This is a genomic window from Burkholderia sp. MSMB1835 (assembly GCF_001526365.1).
GTDB lineage: Bacteria > Pseudomonadota > Gammaproteobacteria > Burkholderiales > Burkholderiaceae > Burkholderia.
Genome location: NZ_LOYP01000005.1, coordinates 188360 through 208275, shown reverse-complemented (window position 1 = coordinate 208275; position 19916 = coordinate 188360). Strand labels below are relative to the sequence as shown.

At 61.5% G+C, this 19916-nt stretch carries 19 protein-coding genes and 1 tRNA gene; 13 read left to right on the top strand and 7 right to left on the bottom strand.

Going from position 1 to position 19916, the window contains the following annotated elements; genetic code table 11:
- The first annotated feature begins 31 nt into the window (after positions 1-31).
- A complete protein-coding gene (locus tag WS96_RS04175; RefSeq protein ID WP_059830928.1) occupies positions 32-1186 on the top strand; it encodes an enoyl-CoA hydratase/isomerase family protein in 1155 nt (384 codons plus the stop codon).
- 132 nt (positions 1187-1318) lie between these two features.
- Here WS96_RS04175 and WS96_RS04170 read toward each other — a convergent pair whose 3' ends face one another.
- Complete coding sequence (locus WS96_RS04170; protein WP_059785560.1) at positions 1319-1747, bottom strand: hypothetical protein; 429 nt, start codon at positions 1745-1747, stop codon at positions 1319-1321.
- 340 nt (positions 1748-2087) lie between these two features.
- Here WS96_RS04170 and ssuD point away from each other — a divergent pair, with 340 nt between their 5' ends.
- From ssuD to WS96_RS04130, 8 genes are all read left to right on the top strand, one after another.
- Complete coding sequence (ssuD, locus tag WS96_RS04165; protein ID WP_059830926.1) at positions 2088-3245, top strand: FMNH2-dependent alkanesulfonate monooxygenase; 1158 nt, start codon at positions 2088-2090, stop codon at positions 3243-3245.
- Between the two features lie 17 nt (positions 3246-3262).
- Positions 3263-4075, top strand: a complete 813-nt coding sequence (ssuC, locus tag WS96_RS04160; RefSeq protein WP_059499003.1) for an aliphatic sulfonate ABC transporter permease SsuC — start codon at positions 3263-3265, stop codon at positions 4073-4075.
- Positions 4072-5031 carry an ATP-binding cassette domain-containing protein gene (locus WS96_RS04155; RefSeq protein ID WP_059830848.1) on the top strand — a complete coding sequence of 320 codons (960 nt, stop codon included), beginning with the start codon at positions 4072-4074 and terminating at the stop codon, positions 5029-5031. The genes ssuC and WS96_RS04155 overlap by 4 nt, the downstream gene beginning before the upstream one ends.
- A gap of 57 nt (positions 5032-5088) precedes the next feature.
- Positions 5089-5304 carry a TOBE domain-containing protein gene (locus tag WS96_RS04150; RefSeq protein WP_006476104.1) on the top strand — a complete coding sequence of 72 codons (216 nt, stop codon included), beginning with the start codon at positions 5089-5091 and terminating at the stop codon, positions 5302-5304.
- A 147-nt stretch (positions 5305-5451) separates the two neighbouring features.
- Positions 5452-5649 (top strand): hypothetical protein, encoded by a 198-nt coding sequence (locus WS96_RS04145; RefSeq protein ID WP_034207176.1) that lies wholly within the window; start codon positions 5452-5454, stop codon positions 5647-5649.
- A gap of 55 nt (positions 5650-5704) precedes the next feature.
- Entirely contained in the window at positions 5705-5950 is a 246-nt protein-coding gene (locus WS96_RS04140; protein ID WP_059830846.1) for a hypothetical protein, read from the top strand.
- Positions 5951-6078: 128 nt separating this feature from the next.
- Positions 6079-7065 (top strand): tRNA dihydrouridine(20/20a) synthase DusA, encoded by a 987-nt coding sequence (dusA, locus tag WS96_RS04135; protein ID WP_059785570.1) that lies wholly within the window; start codon positions 6079-6081, stop codon positions 7063-7065.
- Between the two features lie 54 nt (positions 7066-7119).
- Positions 7120-7195, top strand: a tRNA-His gene (locus WS96_RS04130).
- A gap of 25 nt (positions 7196-7220) precedes the next feature.
- Here WS96_RS04130 and WS96_RS04125 read toward each other — a convergent pair.
- Entirely contained in the window at positions 7221-8399 is a 1179-nt protein-coding gene (locus WS96_RS04125; RefSeq protein WP_059830844.1) for a site-specific integrase, read from the bottom strand.
- Positions 8375-8584 carry an excisionase gene (locus tag WS96_RS04120; RefSeq protein WP_010110038.1) on the bottom strand — a complete coding sequence of 70 codons (210 nt, stop codon included), beginning with the start codon at positions 8582-8584 and terminating at the stop codon, positions 8375-8377. Before WS96_RS04120 ends, WS96_RS04125 begins: the two co-directional genes overlap by 25 nt.
- A gap of 36 nt (positions 8585-8620) precedes the next feature.
- Between WS96_RS04120 and WS96_RS04115 the strand changes: the two genes are divergently transcribed.
- Entirely contained in the window at positions 8621-8875 is a 255-nt protein-coding gene (locus WS96_RS04115; RefSeq protein WP_059830842.1) for a hypothetical protein, read from the top strand.
- 289 nt (positions 8876-9164) lie between these two features.
- On the opposite strand, the gene WS96_RS33535 is transcribed toward WS96_RS04115, so the two are convergent.
- The 4 genes from WS96_RS33535 to WS96_RS04095 are packed head-to-tail and all read right to left on the bottom strand — an operon-like array spanning position 9165 to position 12269.
- Positions 9165-9668, bottom strand: a complete 504-nt coding sequence (locus WS96_RS33535; protein WP_156443572.1) for a hypothetical protein — start codon at positions 9666-9668, stop codon at positions 9165-9167.
- The gene (locus WS96_RS34340; RefSeq protein ID WP_257127934.1) at positions 9665-10285 is read right to left on the bottom strand and encodes a hypothetical protein; all 621 of its coding nucleotides are present in this window, start codon (positions 10283-10285) and stop codon (positions 9665-9667) included. Before WS96_RS34340 ends, WS96_RS33535 begins: the two co-directional genes overlap by 4 nt.
- An 18-nt stretch (positions 10286-10303) precedes the next feature.
- Entirely contained in the window at positions 10304-11371 is a 1068-nt protein-coding gene (locus WS96_RS04100; protein ID WP_059830836.1) for a DNA-methyltransferase, read from the bottom strand.
- Between the two features lie 16 nt (positions 11372-11387).
- The gene (locus WS96_RS04095; RefSeq protein WP_082720179.1) at positions 11388-12269 is read right to left on the bottom strand and encodes a hypothetical protein; all 882 of its coding nucleotides are present in this window, start codon (positions 12267-12269) and stop codon (positions 11388-11390) included.
- Positions 12270-12504: 235 nt separating this feature from the next.
- Here WS96_RS04095 and WS96_RS04090 point away from each other — a divergent pair, with 235 nt between their 5' ends.
- The 3 genes from WS96_RS04090 (at position 12505) to WS96_RS04080 (ending at position 19591) form a co-directional block, all read left to right on the top strand.
- Entirely contained in the window at positions 12505-12852 is a 348-nt protein-coding gene (locus WS96_RS04090; protein WP_059668017.1) for a hypothetical protein, read from the top strand.
- A gap of 389 nt (positions 12853-13241) precedes the next feature.
- Complete coding sequence (locus WS96_RS04085) at positions 13242-14294, top strand: RNA-guided endonuclease InsQ/TnpB family protein (protein ID WP_059830832.1); 1053 nt, start codon at positions 13242-13244, stop codon at positions 14292-14294.
- 1409 nt (positions 14295-15703) lie between these two features.
- Positions 15704-19591: a hypothetical protein gene (locus WS96_RS04080; protein WP_059830830.1), complete on the top strand. Its 3888-nt coding sequence runs from the start codon at positions 15704-15706 to the stop codon at positions 19589-19591.
- Positions 19592-19916: the final 325 nt, after the last annotated feature.

The window sequence follows — 19916 nt, the reverse complement described above, 5'->3', positions numbered from 1 at the left end:
GCGTGCGCCCGCCGTTTGCCGGATGACCTTCATGACCGATTCCACTTCCGCCGCCGTTTCCGCCGAATCCGCCCAGCCCGACGTGCGTGCGTATGTCGCGAACCGCATCGGCTTTCTCGAACTGAACCGGCCGAAGGCGTTGAACGCGCTGTCGGTCGGCATGATCCGGCTGATGCAGCAGGCGCTCGACACGTGGCGCGACGATCCCGACGTCGTCGCGGTCGTCGCGCACAGCCCGCATCCGCGCGCATTCTGCGCGGGCGGCGACGTGCGCTTCTTCCACGACGCGTGGCAGCGCGGCGACCGCGATGCGGTCGACACGTTCTTCATCGAGGAATACACGCTCAACCATGCGATCTTCACGTATCCGAAGCCGTACATCGCGTTGATGCACGGCGTCGTGATGGGCGGCGGCATGGGGATTTCGCAGGCGGCGCGGCATACGGGCGGCCTGCGCGTCGTGACCGACTCGACGAAAATGGCGATGCCCGAAACGCGCATCGGCCTGTTCCCGGACGTCGGAATGAGCTGGTTCCTCGCGCGTACGCCCGGCGCGATCGGCCGTTATCTCGCGGTGACGGGCGCGACGCTCGACGCGGCCGGCGCGTTGTACGCGCAACTCGCCGACGTCTATCTGCCCGATGCCGCGCTGCCGGCGCTGCTCGACACGCTGCGCGGCGTGCGTCTCGACAGCGGTGCGCAGGCCGTCGCCTGCGTGACCGACGCGGCCGCCGCGCACAAGGTCGTGCCGACACCGGACACGTCGGCGCTCGCCGACGCGCGCGCCGGGATCGATCGGCATTTCGCGCAGCCCGACCTCGACGCGATCCTCGCGTCGCTCGACGCCGAGCAGGATTGCGCGGCGGTCGACGGATGGGTCGAGAAGGCGGCCCACGCGATGCGCGAGCAGCTGTCGCCGCTGTCGATGGCCGTGTCGCTCGAAGTCGTCGAACGCGCGCGCGGCGCGACGATGGCCGATTGCCTGCGGCGCGATCTCGATCTCACGCGCTCGACCTTCGCGCGCGGCGACGTGATCGAAGGCGTGCGTGCGCTGATCGTCGACAAGGATCACGAGCCCGTGTGGCGTTTCAAGTCGGCCGCCGACGTCGACCGTGCCGACGTGCTCGCGATGTTCGACAGCCCGTGGACGGCCGATACGCATCCGCTGCGCAAGCTGAAAGACTGACGTCGATCGGGCCGACCCGTGCGGCCGATCGACGCGCGACGCAGAAACGAAAAGGCCGCGTGCATGTGCACGCGGCCTTTTGCATGGATGTCGGCCGGGCCGGGCCCGACGGGCGTGTCGCCCGCGCCGGCGTTATTCGTCGCCCGCGTCGTCCGACATGAACGCGCGCATGAACACGAGCGCGCCGAAGCCCCACACCGCGTTCGCCGCGAAGCCGGCCGCGAGCACGGGCAACATGTTGCCCGACGGCCAGATACCGCGCAGCGGATCGATCGCGAACACGCGGGCGGCCGTCAGCACGATTCCGCCGAACACGAGCGCGCCGACCCACGATGCTTCGCGTTCCGGCGAGACGCGCAACAACCACGCCATCGGAATCGCACAGCACGCGCTGATCAGCGCATTCGCGACAAATTCAGGAATGCCGAGCGGCGCGAACGGTTGTGTCGAGAAGCCGGTCGCGGCGATCAGGTCGGCCGTGTGAAGGAGGGCGAGGGTGGCCTCGCGGAAGAACAGAGCGGCCAGGAAGCCGGACAGGAAGGGCAGGATGACTTTCTGCATCGATGAGCGCACCGCAGGCGCGCACGGCGAGGGCCGGACGCGCGGAGTTATTCGGATAGGTGCGTCATTATAGGGCCCCGCCGCGGCGATATTCGCTCCAGCGTCGTGCTAATCACGAAAGCGGAAAACCTAAGCTCAAAAAAATCGTTCCAAAGCCCTGTACCGATCCCTAGACTGATTTCCCGGAAACAGCCGTGCGATCGCGTCCTCGTCCGCTGCACGGCCTGACCGGCGAGCCATCCCGATTCGAATGCACACCATGCATGCGTCGCTCATCCACGACGCGAGCAGGGCGATGTTTTTTCAAATTTCGGCAGTGACAGTCAAGCAGGAGCAGCAGATGAATGTGTTCTGGTTTATCCCCACGCACGGCGACAGCCGCTATCTCGGCACGGCCGAAGGCGCACGTGCCGCGGACTACGATTACTTCAAGCAGGTCGCCGTGGCGGCGGACACGCTCGGCTACGACGGCGTGCTGCTGCCGACCGGTCGTTCCTGCGAGGATGCGTGGGTCGTCGCGTCGAGCCTCATTCCGGCCACGCAGCGCCTGAAGTTCCTGGTCGCCGTGCGCCCCGGCATCGCTTCGCCGGGGCTGGCCGCGCGGATGGCCGCGACGTTCGACCGCCTGTCGGGCGGCCGCCTGCTGATCAACGTCGTCACGGGCGGCGATGCGGCCGAGCTCGAAGGCGACGGTCTCTTCGCCGATCACGACACGCGCTACGAGATCACCGACGATTTCCTGAACATCTGGCGCGGGCTGCTGGCCGCGTCGCACGACAACGGCGGGTTCGACTACATCGGCAAGCATCTGCAGTCGAAAGGCGGCAAGGCGCTGTATCCGCCCGTGCAGCACCCGCATCCGCCGCTGTGGTTCGGCGGCTCGTCGCCGGCCGCTCACGCGATTGCCGCCGATCACATCGATACCTACCTGACCTGGGGCGAGCCGCCCGAGGCTGTCGCGAAGAAGATCGCCGACATCCGCGCCCGTGCCGACGCGCGCGGCCGCAAGATCAAGTTCGGCATCCGCCTGCACGTGATCGTGCGCGAGACCGAGGACGAAGCGTGGCGTGACGCCGAGCGACTGATCAGCCGGCTCGACGACGACACGATCGCGCGTGCGCAGAAGGCGTTCGCGAACATGGATTCGGAAGGCCAGCGCCGGATGGCCGCGCTGCACGGCGGCAAGCGCGGCGGCCGCGAGGCGCTCGAGGTCTATCCGAACCTGTGGGCCGGCGTGGGGCTCGTGCGCGGCGGCGCCGGCACGGCGCTCGTCGGCAATCCCGAGCAGGTCGCCGAACGCATGCGCGAATACGCGGATCTCGGCATCGAGACGTTCATCCTGTCCGGCTATCCGCACCTCGAGGAGTCGTATCGCTTCGCGGAGCTCGTGTTCCCGCTGATCAAGGGCAAGGGCGTCGAGAAGGCGGCCGGCCCGCTGTCGGGGCCGTTCGGCGAGATCGTCGGCAACAACTATCTGCCGAAGACGAGCCAGAGCTGAGCGAACGGAGGCTTGCGATGACAACGAAAACGTCGGCGACGGGTGTCGCCGTGGCCGCCCGCGCATGGCGCGGCGTCGCGCCGTGGCTCGTGCCGCTCGCGTTACTGGTGGCGTGGGAAGTCGGTGCGCGCACCGGCTGGCTGTCGACCCGCGTGCTGCCCGAGCCGGTGGCGGTCGTGCGCGCGGCGTGGTCGCTCGTGACGTCGGGCGAAATGTGGGCGAACGTGAAAGTGAGCACGTGGCGCGCGCTGTTCGGCTTCGCGATCGGCGGCGGCGTCGGCCTCGCGCTGGGGCTGGCGACCGGGCTGTCGAAAGCCGCCGAGGTCGCGCTCGACTCGACGATCCAGATGATCCGCAATATCCCGGCGCTCGCGATGATCCCGCTCGTGATCCTGTGGTTCGGCATCGACGAGAAGGCGAAGCTGTTCCTCGTCGCGCTCGGCGTGTTCTTCCCCGTCTACATCAATACCTATCACGGGATCCGCTCGGTCGACGCGAACCTGATCGAGATGGCGAAGAGCTACGGCGTGCGCGGTTTCGCGCTGTACCGCGACGTGATCCTGCCCGGCGCGTTGCCGTCGATCCTCGTCGGCGTGCGCTTCGCGCTCGGGCTGATGTGGGTGATGCTGATCGTCGCGGAGACGATCTCCGCGCAGTCGGGCATCGGCTACATGACGATGAACGCACGTGAATTCCTGCAAACCGACGTGGTGGTGGTCGGCATCCTGCTGTACGCGGTGCTCGGCAAGCTGGCCGACGTGCTGGCGAAATGGCTCGAACGCGTGACGCTGCGTTGGCACCCCGCTTATCAATCAGGAGCAAAGGCATGAATGCGACGACTTCGGCGGCCGCCTACGGCCCGCTCGCCGGCGCAGACCTGGAGGCCGAGCTGGCGCAGGCCCGCGTCGCGGACGGCGATGCGCGCGATGCGGCGATCCTCGAACGCGACGGCGGCGCATCGGTCGTGCCGCTCGCGCGGCGGCGCGCGGGCGGCACGGCTCCCGACGATGCGGTCACGCTGTCGGGCGTCAGCAAGCGCTTCGGCGCCCGCACGGTACTCGACAACGTCGAGCTCGGCATCGCGCGCGGCAGCTTCGTCGCGATCGTCGGCCGCAGCGGTTGCGGGAAATCGACGCTGCTGCGTCTCGTCGCCGGGCTCGAGCAGCCGAGCAGCGGCGCGCTCGTGACGCGCGGCGAGGGCGGCGGCGTGCTCGATACGCGGATCATGTATCAGGATGCGCGCCTGCTGCCGTGGAAGACCGTGCTGCAGAACGTGATGCTGGGCCTCGGCCGCGGTGCGCGCGACCAGGCCCGCGCGGTGCTCGACGAAGTCGGGCTGCTGGAACGCGCGAACGACTGGCCCGCGCAATTGTCGGGCGGGCAGCGGCAGCGCGTCGCACTGGCCCGCGCGCTCGTGCACCGGCCGCAACTGTTGCTGCTCGACGAGCCGCTCGGCGCACTCGATGCGCTTACCCGCATCGAAATGCATGCGCTGATCGAGCGCCTGTGGCGCGAGCACCGGTTCACCGCGCTGCTCGTCACGCACGACGTGCAGGAGGCGGTTGCGCTCGGCGACCGCATCCTGCTGATCGAGCAGGGGCGCGTGGCGCTCGACCAGTCGGTGCCGCTCGACCGGCCGCGTGCCCGTGCGTCGGCCGCATTCGCGGCGCTGGAGGATCGCGTGCTGAAACGCGTGCTCGCCGGCGGCCCCGGCACGGCCGATCAACACGCGGAGCAGGAAGCAGACGAGGTTCGACCGGTCGGGCAGATCCGCTGGGCCGTTTAATTCCGGGCGGCTCCGGCCGCCCGTTCTGAGACTTTTTTCTTCGGAGCGATCATCCCGATGAGCATCACTGCAATCAACGTACGGAACCAGTTCAAGGGCAAGGTCAAGGAGATCATTCGTGGGTCCGTGGTTTCCGAAGTCGACGTCGAGACGCCGTTCGGCATCGTCACGTCGGTGATCACCACCCGTTCGGTGGACGAACTCGAACTGAAGGTCGGCGCCGAAGTCGTCGCGCTCGTGAAGTCGACGGAAGTATCGATCGCGCGCCTCTGAGCGCGTGCGTCGCGCATCGGTGCGCCGCCGCCGGGTGGGCACGTGCCCGGTGGCGCCGCATGTGCATCCGCGCCGCGCGTTTGCCTCGGTATTCGACTCCCGGACGAAGTGCTAGGATGGAACGACACCGATGCCGGAGGCGAACGCATGACCCCCATCCTTTCCCCCGAAGCCATCGAGGCGCTGAAATGGATCGACCAGTTCGGCGACAGCCGGCCGGTTCCCCCCGTGTTCGACGATGTCGTCCATGCGTTGCTGAATGACGGGCTGATCTATCTGGCGGCGGCCGACCGGGTCGATCTGACGGCCGATGGCCGGTCTTTCTTGTCCGACGAATACGATTGAGCGCGCGGCGCCGGCCGCTCGGGCGGCCTGGCGCGGCGTCGTCACGGAGCGTGCGATGGAACCGAGAGGCAGCGACCTCGGCGATTTCAGCGAGCCGTACCGCGGTTTCGAGATCGAGGTGAAGACCGAGCAGGTCTGGGACGGCGAGCATGCGCACTATCGCGTGCTGCAGGGCGAGGCCGTGCGGATCGACTGGCGGCCGGTCAAGGTCGACGGGATGCTGCTGACCGAGCGGCGCGTGATCGAGCGCGTGCTCGACGAGGCACGCCGGGCGGTCGATGCGGAGCTGGGCGACGGCTAGCGCTCGCGTCGGGCGGGGGCGGCCAGGATTGCGGTAAAATACCCGGTTGTTTCCGCGCCGTCTGGCCTGTACCCGATTCCATGTCCGTTCCGTCCTCGCTTCCTCCCCGCCGTGTATCCGTCGCGCCGATGCTCGACTGGACCGACCGTCATTGCCGGTCGTTTCACCGCACGCTGACGCGCAATACGTGGCTGTATACGGAGATGATCACGACGGGCGCGCTGTTGTTCGGCGACGCCCAGCGGCATCTTGCGTTCACGCCGAGCGAATCGCCGATCGCGCTGCAACTGGGCGGCAGCGAGCGGGACGATCTCGCGCGCGCGGCGAAGCTCGGCGAGCAATGGGGCTACGACGAAATCAACCTGAATTGCGGATGTCCGTCCGAGCGCGTGCAGCGCGGCGCATTCGGCGCATGCCTGATGAACGAGCCGCAACTGGTTGCCGACTGCGTGAAGGCGATGCGCGATGCGGTGTCGGTGCCGGTGACGGTCAAGCACCGGATCGGTGTCGATGCGGTCGAGGACTACGCGTTCGTGCGCGACTTCGTCGGTACGGTGGCCGAGGCCGGTTGCGAGACGTTCGTCGTGCATGCCCGCAACGCGATCCTGAAGGGGTTGTCGCCGAAGGAGAATCGCGAGATCCCGCCGCTCAAGTACGACTATGCGTATCGGTTGAAGCGCGATTTTCCGTCGCTGGAGATCGTGATCAACGGCGGCATCACGACGCTCGATGAAGTCGAGCAGCATCTCGAGCACGTCGATGGCGTGATGCTCGGCCGCGAGGCCTATCACAACCCGTACGTGCTGGCGGAGGTCGATGCGCGCTTTTACGGATCGAGCGCAGCGGTGCCGACGCGCGAAGAGGCCGAGGCGCAACTGATCGCGTATTGCGCGGCCGAGCTGAAGCGCGGCACCTACCTCGGCGCGATCGTGCGGCACGCACTCGGACTGTATCGTGGCATGCCGGGCGCGCGTGGCTGGCGTCGTGTGCTGTCGGACAACAAGAAGCTCGCGCGCGGCGATCTGGCCGTGTTCGACGAGGCACGTGCGCATCTGAACGAAGCCGAAGAAATTTTTGAAAAAAAGGCTTTGCAAGATTCAAAAGTGTTCGTATAATCTTGTTCTTCGCTGCTGAAACAAAACAGCGAAACGAAGCAAGCAGTATCAGTGGTGGCTGTAGCTCAGTTGGTAGAGTCCAGGATTGTGATTCCTGTCGTCGTGGGTTCGAGTCCCATCAGCCACCCCACAGAATGCATTAACAAAACAGGCGCTTAGGCGCCTGTTTTGCTTTGCGGGGGACAACTCGGGGACAATAGCGTCGATTCGAGCCTCGCCATCTCTAGAGCGTTCTGCTCGCCATCCATCCATTTCGCGTACGTCGTCAGGAACATCTCGATGCTGTGTCCGAGCTGTTTCGCGCAAAAGGCTGGGGTCATTCCTGCCATCAGCATCGCTGTCGCGTAGCTATGCCGCATGTTGTACGGCCGGCGGTATCGAATCCCGAGCCGTTTCAGAATCGGCGTCCAGAAGCTCCTCCGGAATGCACGCTCGTCCTCCCACCGAGTGCTGTACCGCGGGTCATGAAAGATCGCGGCGCCTGCGATCTGGGTGAATGAGCGCTGACGTGTCAATGCGGCTAGGGCCCGGCTGTTCAGGCGAACTGTGCGAGCGACTGCTGTCTTGGTTCTATCCTTGTGCTCTCCGCGGACTAGCGCTTCGGCGACCAGGATGGTCGCGTTCTGCAAATCCACATTTAGCCACTGCAGGCCAAATATCTCCGATGTGCGAAGGCCGGTCCAGAACCAAAACTCGATGAGGTTGTATACCTGGCCGGGATAAGCGCGCTCGGCCTCATCGATGATTTTCTCAGACTCGTCGCGGGAAAACGGATCGGGCGGGGGCTTTTGGTGTTTCGCACGAGGCACATTTGCCGCGGGATTGTCGCTCAACACATTGTCCGATACGGCCAGGTCAAGTGCCTTTCGCATCACCGACACGTAATTGTTGACCGTTTTGCCGCTTAAGTCAGGCCGGCCCGCAATCGCAGTCAATATATGGCTCAACTTCAATCTGCGAAGGGGAGTGGGTCCGAGCGGATTCCGATTCTTGTCGCACGCCGCGGCTTTCCAGAATCGGATGGCGCTCTCATATCCGTCTTTCGTCGACGATTCAATTCGTTGGGCGGCGAGCCAGGTGTCAAGCCAGCCGCCGACGGTCAGAGTGCTGGGTGCTCCAGAGGTCGGAAAATACTCGACCAAACTGAAGGTTCCTAGTCTAATCCGATCGACGATCTCGGCGATCAGGCGGTGGGCGTACTTGACGTTTGCTGGAGTTGGCGGCATCGGCTTGCCGTTCAGCATCAGCGTTTGCCGTTCTCTTTTGCCGTCGAATGTGAAGTTCAGGCGAATGGATGACGTGCGAATTTCTACGCCGCCGCTTGCTCTACCCATAGTTGATACCCTTTGATGGAAATGAAGATGCCGCCGTCAGGCGAGCGCCGGTACTCTCGACCTTCGAGCCACTTTCCGTCCTCGATTTTTCGACGGATGGCTTTCTCAGTGAGGCCCGTGATCACGGCGGCAAGCGCCACGGTGACGTATGGGGCAGGCGCAATCAGAGTCGGTGAGTCGACCATGCTACGATCCCTCTGTCTCAAAAAGGCGTTGAATCAATGCAGAAGAAGTTTTTGATTCGCGGGTACGAGATGAACTGCGAGCAGCGCGTGACGGAGGACAGCAAGTACGCCGCCCAGGTCGAGGTAACGAAGGTCGGGGTTAGCCGGGAGGCTGCGTTCCGGAACCTTGGTGAGTTCGGCACAGTGGCGGAAGCGGTTGCCTACGCGAAGAACTTCTCGGTTGAATGGCTGAGTCGCTACGGCTACGATAAGGACATGCGGCTCGTTTGCCAGAGGAAACTGGCAGCATAGTTCGACCTCGCCTATCGCGCGCTCGATTGCGTTGTGCTCAGTACCCGTCAGGTCAGTCCGAGCATTTGTCTGCGCGGTCTTGCTTTCCACCAGGTTTGTCCTATCGTTCACCTCCTGTTCTTCCGACCTTCGGAGGTCATCGTGAATACTTGGCTGTGCATCAAGTGCCACAAGGAATGGGCCTTCGACGCGGAGAAAATCGGGATCGATTCGTTCGGTATCTACGTGTTCTGCCCACACTGCGGCCGGCGGAACCAGCTTGAGAGCCAGGGCAACCGACGTGGTGCGCTTATCCTTCGGCAGACGGGGAAGTAGCGGGATGCCGCGTGGCGGCTTCGATCGCTGCTCGATGCGCGGCATCGAGTGCGTCGTCTCGATCCTTCCCAGCTTGTTCCGTGGTGTTGAAAGCGATGAGCGCCTTCGCTCGCATGTCGTAGGAGCGCTGGATCGGCACGAGCGCATAGCCCGCTGGGATCGCCGCCGGCACGGGTGCGACTACCGATTTCGCCCACCACGAACAACCCTCAAGCACTCGCGGCAGGTCGCCGCCACACGCGCAACCGCCAGGCCGTTCACAGTATCCACTCAATATTCCTGAGGGCGGATCGCCAGGGGATGCGGCGAGGGCTGATCGCACGAATGCGCGCGCTTCGTCGATCGTGTCGGATACCGTCGTTCGCGCCATTCCCGGCGGCAACTCCGCGACAGCCAATTGCGCGCTGGCGACGCGCTGAATCAGGCGCTTGGCACGGTCCGTCAGCGCATCAGCGCGGCTCTTATCGGTGTTCGTCACGGTCGTCCTCGCGCGTGCGTTGCGTAGACCGCATACGGGCCGTCGTCGCCGTCGCCAATCTCGAGCAGCCACCAGTCCGGTTCGGGCGATGGATCCCATGCGCTAATGTTGAGGTTCCCGTTATCGAAATACGAGACGTATGCCGGGTGGTCCATGCTCTCGTTTTCGAGGTGGTAGATCGAGGTCTTGATCCCGGCCTGCGCTTCGAGCGCGACCCATTGTTCAGGCGTACAGCGCTCAGCGCCGTCCATCGTGACCATCCAGAAGTGGAGAAGGTCCGGGTGGACGAAGTATCCGTCCTTGTCGCGCACGACGGGGATCTTCTGCAGCATCGGAGACTCGCCAACTTTCGAACTCGTCTCTTTGCCGTTGGCGGTGCTCGTGTCGACAATGCCCTTGGCGGTCGGGTTTTCCGCCTCCGTGAGGGCTTTATCCGTGCCTGGCCGCTGTTGCGCCGCCTCGCTCGCCTGTTTGGGAGCGGGACGCCCATGTCGGCTAAGGTTTTCGGCCGCTGCGCCGTTATCTGCTGAGGACAGTCCTCGTGCCTCGATTGCTGTTCCGTTTTGTTGCCCGCTCGCGTTCAGCGTGAGCGGGCTATTTTCGTTTTGGAAGGTCATGGTGTGGTCCTCAGGTCATCAGGCAAGCGCGAGTCCCGGCTGGCGTAGCCGGTCGCGTTGCAGAGTCTCGTAGTCGGGATTCAGTTCGCAGCCGAGGAAGCGGCGCCCGAGCCGTTGCGCGACCTGGCCCGTCGTGCCGCTACCGAAGAACGGATCGAACACGACATCGCCCGGTCGGCTTCCGGCGAGTACGCACGGCTCGACCAGCGCCTCGGGAAACGTGGCGAAGTGCGCACCTTTGTATGGAGTTGTTGCGACCGTCCAAACTGAGCGCTTGTTTGCTCGGCCGCTTTCGCCTTTCCATTCATTGCCGCTTTTCGTGCGCGATTCCTCACGATCGTCGTCGCCGTATTTGTTGCCACCGAATCGAGGACCGACAGCGTTCATATTGCCGTTCGTCTTTCCTGGTACTCGGTCGCTGCCAGTTTGGTCGAGTAGGTTGGGCTGGGAGAGCCGTGCGACGCTCGATTCGGACAGTGGTTGAGAGATTGCCTCGGCATCGAAGTAGTAGTGCTCGCCCTTGCTCAGCAAGAACAGATATTCGTGCGCTTTCGTGCAGCGGTCGCGCACGCTCTCCGGCATGGGATTTGGTTTGTGCCAGATCAGATCCTGCCTAAGCCACCACCCTGCATCTTGCAGCGCGAATGCGAGGCGCCACGGCTGGCCCATCAGGTCTTTCGGCTTCAGCCCAGTCCGCTCGCGCGATCGGGTACCGTTCGCCCGATGCTGTGCGGACGCGATCTGCTGCGCGCTGATCACCGAGCGGTCCGACATTTGGCCGGTGCGACCCTGTGCGCCCCACGAGCCGGCATATGCGTCACCCATGTTCAGCCAGAGCGTGCCATTATCCGCGAGCAGCTCGCGCGCGAGATCGAACACGCCGACCAGCGTATCGATGAATTCGCGCAGCGTCTGTTCTTGCCCAATCTCGCGCGCCTTGTCAGGGTGGCCGTCGGGAAGGTATGAGCGCAGCCCCCAGTACGGCGGCGACGTGACGATCGTCTGGACGAGCACGCCGTCGGCGATCATCGCGCGCATCAGGTCGCGGCAGTCGCCGCGGTGGGAATGGTTGATCCAGTCTGTCATCTCGTGGCTCGGTAGGTCAGCCGCCGCACATGCAGTCGGCGATGTCTTCTTCGGTTTCGTCGGGCTGGAACAGATCCATCTGAGCGCGGTAGAAATCAGCCTGGCGCAACAGGTCGGCATAGCACGGACGGTCTTGCCGGAACCGCTGCCCGGTTTCGCGCTCCTGCCGAATCCACCACTCGGCCGCTTCGGGGCGCTTCATGAAGATGCGGACGATCTTGTGCTCGGCCTTCAGGAAGCACGCGTCACAGTTGCCTTCGTCGCTGTTCGGGTCGAGCTTCAGGTCGAACGGCATCGAGCGCCAGAACGCATTGACCATTGGCTTCGTCACGCCCGCGTGGAACATCGGCATGTAATTGGTCCAGCGGTCCGAGCCGCGTTCGTTCGCGGCCATGCGTTTGTGATACCGGCGTTCTTCATCGGCCCGGACGCCGATGATTGCGTCCCACTCGTCGTAACCGCGCTCGCGCATGAACCAGGACGCCGCCTTGATCTTCGTGCGATCGGTACACATACGGTTCGCGGGGTTCGGCAGGATCGGCGGCTCACCTTTCTCGATGGCTCGATACTGGCGGTAATACTCGATCACTCGCTCGAAGGGCTCGCCGTTACGTTCGGCATGCTCGAAGTCAGTCAGACGCCAGGTCAGGCCCGACCCATAGACGCCAGTGAATTCCGTCCAGTAGATTTGCACGCCGAGGTACAGCCCGACATCGCGTACGAATTCAAGCGTTTCCGGGCGCTCTTTGCCGGTGTTGTGAAACGTCACGTACACATCGTCCGGCAGCTTTCCGCCGTGCGCGTCAACCGTCTTGACCAGCATGTAGGCCGACGATCGGCCACCGCTAAAACCAAACTGGCTCGGACCATCGAGAAAATACGGGTTACACGAGGTCATTGCTTTCTCTACAGATAAAGCCTCAATGGCGGATGCTCGGCTGCACTGGGAAACCGAGCGTCTGCCGTTAAGGCCGGAAGTCAAAAAAAGGGGGCGCCCAAACAGGCCGCCCGCACGAAGAAACCGCGCATCCGAGGCAACGGTAAGTGCGCGGTTTTTGGGGTAGGGGCGTGCTAGGATTTCTCGTGCGGCGTGAGAGCGCCGAACGATTTCGAACGTAACTACGGGGATTGCTATGCGCTGGTTTACCTACGAACTGCCGCCAGTCGATTTTGGCTGGCAGCACGTGCAGACTGTTGAAGAGACAATCGTTAAGATTGCAGCTGACGATGCAAAAGTGAGGCTCGCAGGAGCGGATCAAGAAGAAGACCACATCACCGTGGACGATTTCCTGTTAGCTTGGGAAAGGGCAAAAGACGCTGCGGCGGACCATGGATGGGAAGGTGACTTTCGTCACGATCCAGTGGTGTTCTGGGTGCCAACGGAGGACGATTTCTGTTTCGGATTTGCGTTCAAGCAAGACAATAACGGCACGACATTTGTGCTATCGCCTTGCGAGCTTCCGCACTTGAACCGTCGCTAACGTGATTTAGCCGCTGCGTGGTCGGTGCAGGGATCTGCGCGGCCTTGCTGTCCATTTCGGCACACATCAACAAATAGACAGCTATGGCGACGGCCGCGCTGAACCAGACTTTCACCAGGACCATGCGAGCACCCCTGCGCGATAAGCAACACAGAGGAACCAGACGCAGCCAATAGCGATGCCGCAAGCGGCTGCGACGGTGCTTCCTTTCGCGACGTACCCATGCATTTGATCGCAAACGGCGAGCAGGGCGTTATCGCTCGGCACGCGCGTCACAAGCGATCGGTTGTTTTGTGGAAATGCAGGTTGTGGGTTGTTCATCGATTGCTTTGCACTATGGTCTGAGTGTAGAAAGTTCGGAGGTCCATTTGGGCTGCTAGTATCTCGACATGGTTTTTGTCTACCGCTACCGCGTGAAGTCTCTCAACGGACTGCTCAACAGGCAGAGCCGAGCGGTAAATTTTGTCTGGAACTTCTGCAATGACACGCAGAAGCACGCGCTCAAGTGGAGCAAGAAGTGGCCGACGGGATTCGACCTGAACGTGCTGACGGCCGGCAGCAGCAAGGAACTCGGTATTCACTCCGGCACGATCAACGCGACGTGCGAGCAATATGCGAAGTCGCGCAGTCAGCACCGTCGGCCCTACCTGCGCTATCGCGGCAGGAAATCGCTGGGCTGGGTGCCGCTGAAGGGGCGTGACCTGAAGCGCGAGGGTGACGCGTTCCGTTTCGCCGGCAACACGTTTCGCGTGTTCAACAGCCGGGCGCTTCCCGAAGGCAAGATCAAAGACGGAACCAACTTTGCGCAGGATGCGCGCGGCAATTGGTTCTTGAATATCGTGATCGAGATGTCCGATGTTCAGGCTCGACCGATCCGTTCTGGTATTGGCATCGATCTCGGCCTGAAAGACTTCGCCACACTTTCGACCGGCGAGAAGCTGCCTAATGACCAGTTCGGTCGACGCGCGGCGGAAAAGCTCGCGAAAGCGCAGCGAGCACGAAAGCACAAGCGGCATATCGCGAAGCTGCACGCCAAGGTCGCGAATGCCCGTGCCGATTTCCAGCATAAGCTCGCGCTCGATCTGGTGCGGCGTTTCGATTACATCGCGGTCGGCAACGTATCTGCCGTCAAACTTGCCAGAACCAGGATGGCGAAAAGCGTCTACGACGCGTCCTGGTCGTCCTTCCGAAACAAGCTCCGCTACAAGGCGATCGCGCACGGAGCCACGTTCGAGGAAGTCGACGAAAGCGGTTCGACCCAGTCCTGTTCGGCGTGCGGTTCGAAAGACAGCACGACGCGGCCGAAAGGTATCGCGGGACTGCGAATAAGAGAGTGGACCTGCAGTGGCTGTGGTGTCTTGCATGATCGAGATGCCAATGCTGCTCTGAACATTCTCCGATGCGGACGTGCATCGCCAGTGGTGGGAATCGCTTCCCCCTAAGGGGAGCGAGGACGTCAACGTCGTTCTCCTGTAGCGGGAGGGGGGGTAGGCGGCATGCAGTCGGGAATCGAGCGGGTGGGCGTGGCCACCGATATCGAACCGAACGCGGATGCGATGCACGCATGGCACGTTGGCCGTTCCTCGTTCCATTGACCGTGAAACCATTCCTTGCGGCCCTCGACGGTGCCTGCTTTGACACGGCCGGACTTTGTAGTCCAGGTGACGCGACGCCCTTGTTGCGGCATCTCGCGGTATGCCTTTCTGCGTTGACGTGCGTTCATCGTCGTTCCCCTTCGTGTTGCGTTGGTCAGTGCTTCTGCTTTCTACCTTTGCGCTAGCCAACGAACGCAGCGACGAGCAGCAGAGTCGAGGCGAAAACACCGGGATCAACGCCAATAAGCAGTGTGGTAATGATTCGTTATCCAAAATGAATTGAGGCCGGCTAGTTTTCTGGCGACCTGACTGCGCTCACGGAATGGCGCTGACGGCCAATGCGATTCGATCAGGGCAGTCGCAGAACAGCACTCAGGGAGGGCGCCTCCATTCCACCAACGGAGATCGTATGCATTTACGGGCTATTTAGAGCCGCCGCGCCGGCTTGAGGCGCCCTCACTGAAAGCTGCTGAGCGGTGTCGGGCGCTACCCCGTTTCTCGGCTACACCGTTGAGCCGGCCGGTTGCTCCCTGTACTGCGGTCCCGGCGCGCTAGCACTCTTAAAGATCATCCGCTTGGGCGGTGGCGCAGCGTCCTGTGCTGCGTTGAGATTGATAATCACATACGTGATTTATCGAGTCAACACATTTGTGATTATTTCGCGCGAAGCGATCGAGGCAAATGCATGAACGATATCGACTTGCAGGAGATGTGCGCCTTGACGCATAAAACTGCTCCACAGCAGCCCTCGAAGGCCATTGTGTCCGGTTGCGGCCAGTTCCTGAGGGGCTGTATTGGTCGATCGCGAGCGCGGGGAATGACATTTCCTTTGTCAATTCGGTCTGCCATTCCGGATGCTCGTGACGGATGCCTCTTGACACAAAGCCGTCGCTTGAGTCGCTGCAGTGGCTACAACCGCTTTCGAGCTTCAAGAGCCATCTGGCTACGCGATTTCCGGAGGCTAGAGATTCTCCCGGCCCCGCACTGTCCATCCGGCGTATACATTGGCAGGAGCAACCATGCAAGGTTGGCAGCTGTCTCGCGCTTCAGGAAATTTGACCTAGTGCAACGTTTCCCGGACTTGGGCACTGCGTTAATACGCCAGAAAAGCGTCGTGTAGTCCAATCTTAGCGGTCGCAGGGGGCAGCAAGAAGTTCGTCACGACCTAAACCTGTGTTCGATGCGAGCCGAGAGACTAAACTCAGGGTCAATCGGCGTGACGGCGTGGTGTCGTTCGCTATGCAAGCACACGGAAAATGATTTTCGATATCTCACCCACCCAGATTGAATCTCTGAACAGCTTGCAACTGGTCGAATTGTTGCGAAAACTACTTCATGCCGAAGCACAAAGCGCAGGAATAGCCCTTCGGGGCGTCTCCGTGCCCCTGCAGATCACCATTGCGGACGGGGGGGAGGATGCCCGAGTGCAGTGGAACGGTGGGAATGAAGGCACTGACTACCTCCCTTGCCGCATGAATGTATTCCAGTCCAAAGCAACAGATCCCGAGCCAGCTGGCTGGAAGAGGGAGGTCTGGACAAAGGCCTCACAGAGAGAAGGTGTGCCGCGGGTATTGAACGACGCCGTTTCGGCCGCGATTGCCGCACGCGGTGCATACATTGGATTTACGTCGGCTGCGATCGTTGGTAACAAGCTAACTCGGCGTATCGCCGGAATCAGGGAGGGCATTCGCGAGGCTGGCGGGAATCCCGACGATCTGATTGGCATCGCGATCTATGACGCCAATCAGATCGCAGCCTGGGCCAGCCAGCATCCTTCCGTCGCGGTCTGGCTGAACGAAGCACAGACCGGCCTTCCTTTGGGCGGGTTCCAGACGATTGACAGTTGGGGCGGACGCGCCGATTTTGCTACCATCAAGTTCGTCGATGATGAGGCTCCCCGCTATGACGTCGGCGAGAGTGGCAACGGAAAAGCCCATTCCGGCGATGTGCTGAATTCCCATCAGGCGCGCGAGCGCATTTTTGAGCACATAGCCGAGCCGAAGCGATGTGTTCGAGTCATCGGTCCGTCCGGGATCGGCAAGTCCCGCTTCGTATATGAGCTATTCCGTGACCGGAACACCTTGGAAAGAGTTATCACAGGTGTATCGGCGATCTACTGCGACTTTCGTAGCATTGGACAGGAGCGTCTTCTCCAGGTTGTCGAAGCCATGGCAGGGCGGAGCGTTCCGGCGCTAGTCGTTGTCGATGAGTGCCCGCGTGAATCAGCGTCAGTTCTGGCGGACATCGTGTCTGACGCGCGTAGTCGACTTCGACTGATCACTATCGATATAGACGATCGCACGATTACTGCGGAGAGTGTTCTCAATATTTCGGTGTCGAGAAGCGATGATGCGCTTGTTGAAGGAATCATTCGGCAACGGGCCCCGACAAGCGACGGCACAACGATTTCTTACCTCAAGAATCTCAGTGGCGGGTTTCCCCGAATCGCCGTTCTTGCCACGGACAATCATCTGGGAGGTATGCCGGCACTTAAGTCCATGGAGGACGTGGTCGAACGGGTCTTGACAGGCTGTGGCGTTGGTGAGCGGGACCAAGTACGCGCCATCGAATGCTTGGCACTATTCGAGCGCGTAGGGGCTGAAGACAACGTGGCAGGACAGCTCGATCTCGTCGCCGAACGGCTCGCGCGGCAATCCGGTGACGAAATGTATGAGCACCTGTCCGCGGCATCGAAGCACGAACTGGTGGACCGCCGCGGTCCTTTCTTTCGGGCGCAGCCATTGCCAATCGCCGCCTTTCTCGGAGCCAGAAGAATCGAGCTACTGCGCACCGAAACGATCATCCATTTCATCGAGTCTGCTCCGAACGAGCTGGTGGTCTCGCTTTTAGAGCAGTGGAGGTATTTTGATCGGACGCGCACCGCCGTCTCGGTGGCCGAAAGGCTGGTAGGGCGAGAAGGGCGTTTCGGGACGCTGGCCGCTTTGAGTTCTGAGTTTGGAGCTCAATGCCTGCACGCCTTATGTCATGTCGCACCGAACGCCTGCGCCGAAACAGTACGGCGAGTCTTCGGCGAATTGCCGCTTGATGAACTCAGGGAGCTCGGAGATGGGCGGCGTTTTCTCGTGCACACGCTCGAAAGACTTGTCTTTCGCCATCAGTCGTTCCGTTTGGCAGCTCATCTTCTGATGCGTCTCGCAGCAGTCGAGACGGAAAACTGGAGCAACAACGCAACGGGTCAGTTCAAGCAGCTGCTCCAGATAGATTTAAGTGGCACCGAGGCAGAACCTTCGGAAAGGTTTGCGGTAATAGATCATGGAATCGCATCTGGCGACGAGCGAATCATTGCAGTTTGCATCGACGCGCTCGAGGTGAGCCTTGGCCGCACATATTCCTCCCGGATCGCGGGCGCTGAGGAAATCGGCAGCCAACCGCCGTTGCGGGATTGGCATCCACAAACTTGGGAGGAGGTATTCGATTTCCATCGACGAAGCCTCGCTACGCTTGAGCGGATTCGCTCCACGTACGCGTCTTTCGAAAGCCGCTGCGATGAAGTTCTTGCAACGAGTCTGCGGGGAATTATCTGCGAACCTCTCATCACCGAAATTGAGACAGCCGCGAATGCCGTCGCGCAGCGGCGCGGCGTCTGGCTGGAAGGAATTCGGGCGGTTGGATCGTGGCTCTATTTTGACCGCAAGGCCTATCCAGAGGAATTGCAGGGTCGAGTAAGGGTTTTGTATGACAAGCTGATGCCGACGGACCTGATTCAACTCGCCCTTCTTTATACAAAATTCTGGGCTAGTGACCTTTACGACCCCGATCTGGAATACGACCAGAGCGACGATGCCACTCTGGCCTTCGATTACTCGTCGCGAAAGGCCAAAGAGGTTGCCGTGCAGATTGCGCAGGACGATAAACTGGTCGCGCGCGCAGTTCGCGAAATGGCGCCTCAGAAGCTCAACAATTCCCACCCCTTTGGCTACGAGCTGGCAAGAAATGTCGCTGACCCGCTGGCGACTTTCAAGCTTGCTGTCGAGATTATCAGCACGTCCGCGAATCTGGAGGGACTAGGATTTCTTCGGGGCCTGCTCGGCGGTATCGACGACCGCGACAGTGACGTTGCTGACGAGTGCGTGCGACTGGCGCTCGAGTGCGACGCGCTAAAACGCGGAGCCATCGATATCTACACTGCCGTGAAAGTCTCGGCGGAGCGGCTCAAGGAAATCGTCGAGAGCGTCAAGGCAGGGACCCTGGCCGCGGCTCACTGTGTCTATCTATCCTACGGCCAAGGGCTAGCGCACTTGAGCGCCAATCAGCTCCTCCCGTTAGTCGACGAACTTGCGAACAACCACAAAGGGGAAGGCGTCTGGTCTGCCCTTGAAATCATCACGATGTACCAGCATGGTCGGACTGTTTTCGATTCTGACCTAGTTGAACGCTCGAAAAGCATACTCGTATCGTCGACGCTAGTTGGGGAAGTCAGGCGTGGCAACCGGAACGGCTACCTTTTCGAAAACATGGTCAGGCGGCTTTACGAACACGCTGCACTTGACGACCGTTTTGCGGCGAAGTTGGGCGAGCAGTTCGTCCGTCTCTGCGTACTCAGCAAATATGATGCCTTTGATGCGCTTGATGATGCGGTCCGGAAGGTCGTCAAACTCCTAGTCACAGAACGGCCGCTCGAGTTGTGGGAAGTGGTTGCGCGGTTTGTAGAGCGCGCAACCCCGACCGAGCGATCCCGCCTGACTCGACTCGTCGGGCAGTCAAGCAGAGGGTTTAGGCGTCAAGATGATAGCGAGAACGGCGCAGGTCCCTTGTACGGTATTCCAGAGTCAGAGTGTTTCGCATGGGCGGATGCCGATGCACCAAACCGCTCGCCGTTTCTTTGCGAGTTCTATCCGCTCTTAGACAAAGATGATGCTGGAAATATGATGTGGAACCCTGCCATGGAAAGGCTTGCGGCCAGATACGGCGAGCATGCAGCATTTCGTGATGCGCTTACCAGCCGACTCCATATTGGTGCCTGGTCGGGTTCATTGATCCCTTATCTCGAGGCCTACTTCGCTCCTCTCGAGGTCTGGTACCGCCATACAGTTTTCCAACTTGCCCAGTGGGCGAAGGAAACGCGCCGCGCGCTCGACGTGCGCATCGCGTCAGCAAAGCAGATGGAAGGGGAGGAATCTTGATTGAGCGAAGTTTGATTAGCCGGCGTTTGCACGACGAGGAACAGAGCAGAGGCGACAGATTCCTTGCGGACCATGCGTGACGAGAAGCAGTCGTGCTCGATCGGTCTTATGCAACCGCCGAAGCGGGTTGAAAGCTAGTCGATTCCTTGGCAAACTACTGTATATACATACAGTTGTTTGAGATTATTGGAATACGAGGGCGGCTGATGAGAGAAGAAGCAACACCGCACCTTCGGTGCAAACCGGGGGATCTGGCAAGGGTGATCCACTCGATCAATCCTGCATTGATCGATCAGATTGTCGTCGTAGAAGGGTGGAGGGAGGA